The sequence below is a fragment of the Microcoleus sp. MON2_D5 genome (assembly GCF_036701905.1).
In the GTDB taxonomy this organism is placed as follows: domain Bacteria; phylum Cyanobacteriota; class Cyanobacteriia; order Cyanobacteriales; family Microcoleaceae; genus Microcoleus.
In genome coordinates this window covers 1-2,169 of record NZ_JAUBRM010000217.1, presented here as the reverse complement: position 1 = coordinate 2,169, position 2,169 = coordinate 1, and the positions used below count along the sequence as shown (strand labels likewise).

2 protein-coding genes are annotated in these 2,169 nt (G+C 42.9%); one reads left to right on the top strand and one right to left on the bottom strand.

The features are described from left to right. Window positions 1–675 (top strand): HIRAN domain-containing protein (locus tag QUA47_RS30745; protein ID WP_333433615.1); only part of this gene is annotated, 675 nt, incomplete at its 5' end. A gap of 276 nt (window positions 676–951) precedes the next feature. Here QUA47_RS30745 and QUA47_RS30740 read toward each other — a convergent pair. Next, window positions 952–1,236, bottom strand: coding sequence for a hypothetical protein (locus QUA47_RS30740; protein WP_333411168.1), 285 nt, complete (start codon window positions 1,234–1,236; stop codon window positions 952–954). Window positions 1,237–2,169 lie beyond the last annotated feature (933 nt).

Genomic DNA, 2,169 nt, shown 5'->3' with positions numbered 1-2,169 from the left:
TCATCTTTTTTCACAGTTTTACTAGCTTTTTCATTTTGGCGCTTTTTTCATATATTTGCAAAAGTGAGATGCACCCCCTTGCCCTCGTTTCCGCGCTTAGGTAAAGTATATACATCAACCTACTTATTTTCCGTATTTGCTAATCGGTTGATGCCGAAAAATCGCCCCGATTACTCAAGTTTTATTCACTGGCTAAATCTGACTCAAAATGAAAGCGATCCAATTGCCATGTTAGCTCGCAGCGGTGGGCGGCGAGAAACAGATACTCTAACTGTTTTTCTCATTCCTGAACCAGATTCAGAAGGGCGGTATCGCCTCCACTTTTTCTCGCATGGGTTGCGCTACTTGCCACAAGGTGCGATTGAGCGAATTAACTGTTTAGAACCTGGAGAAAAGTTGTGGTTGGCTCACGAATTTCAAAATCATTATGATTCTAAAGCATTGACTTTAAATACAGAAGACCACTACATTGTCGGGTATTGTCCGCGATATTTGAAGAGTGAGATTTTTGAACTTCTCTTGAGGAATCCTAGTTTTGTAGAAGTGCGTGTAGAGCGAGTAAATCAACCGCCAACACCGTTTCAGTTTCGCCTGCTGTGTAATATAACTACTCAATGCTATAATGACTTCCGCCCATTTTCAAGTCATGAATATCAGCCGCTCAGCAGCTCTTAGGTACTGGAAAACCCTTGCAACTTCGAGTTAGACTCCTCTTGGCAAAGTTGAGCCAAACATTCATCACTGCAAGTCGCTCAGGAGCCTTTTCGCAATCCGGCTTGCTCGATCGGCGCTTTCTTCCCCAATCCGGTCTCACCGGAGTGCTACTGAAGTGGGGACTTATAGCAATTTAGTATCAATTGCTACATTCTGCACCAAATATCCGAGAGAGCCCAACTGCTAAAAGCCGATCAACTGCTTGCGAGCGATCGCCCTCAAGATCTCAAAGCGGTTCTATACTGGGCTTTTTTCTTGTTGGTGCAAAGATTCGGCTTCTTCACGAAGTTGGGCAAGCGCTTCTTCGGATAAGTTTTCAAGCATTGAATTTAGCTGCTTTTTATTACCATTTTCGGGGCTGCTGGTGGCGAGAGATTGTGTCGGCATCAAGCGAGGATTCGCGCTGTAAAAAATTTTCAAAGAGCTGAAAAAATGTATCAAGCGCTTGGGATTCATCTTCTGAATACAAAAGGATAATTCGCGCCCAAGACTTGGTAGATGGCTGGTTAAATTGTTTTTCAATCCAGTCTTAAAATTCTGCAAATTCTTGTTCCTGTTCAGTAACAGGAATTCCGAGTTGGCGACAGGCTAAAGTGTAACCATCTAAAAAAGCTTGCAGACTAAAGATAGAAGGCTTGCCGAGATAAAGGGCGGTTCTAGTTTTGATTTTATCTAAAAGCTGATCAAAATTGTTTTCTGCTGTAATTGGGGGTGTAGCTTGAGGATTTTTCCAGACATATTCTTTGAGGGATGGCAGGGTGGATTAATTGTCGAAAAAATAAACTAAGCTGATTGGGCTATTTGTTGATGCTACGTGAAGGATTTAACTGGTTGATCTCGGTTAGAAAAACCGAAAAGCAACTCACTGATATTTTCAAGTTGGTTAGCCATCAATCTTAAAGCTTGAGGAAGAGTATTCGTACCACTCATCCGAGCTCTCTTATACTAAAAGTGGAATAATAGTGAGGAAGGCGTTAAGAGATATGGAATATTGAGCGAATTTACAGCACTCTTTGACTTGATGGCTTCTGAGTGATGGCAACAAAAGCGAGCGCCGCAAGAGTGAGAAATGAGCTATGACAAAACCCAAGAGGTATCCCGACAATTGGCACTCTTATTGCGCTCTCCGTGAAAGAAAGTGCGCTCTGGCGCTGTACTAAATGCAACCAACAATGCCTCCGACCCGGTAAGAAAAGTGGCTTAACCAAGTCCGAACGATGTTCCCTAACTTTGACAGTGCACCACCGCAACAGAATACCGGAGGACAACCGCCCAGAAAATTTAATAGCCCTTTGTACCGCGTGTCATCTTTCTTACCACAACCGCGGGCAATCCAACGGGGTGCATCTCACTTTTGCAAATATATGAAAAAAGCGCTAAAATGAAAAAGCTAGTAAAACTGTGAAAAAAGATGAGGGAAAAAAATGACACCCGAAGACCAAAAGCGCCTAAAAG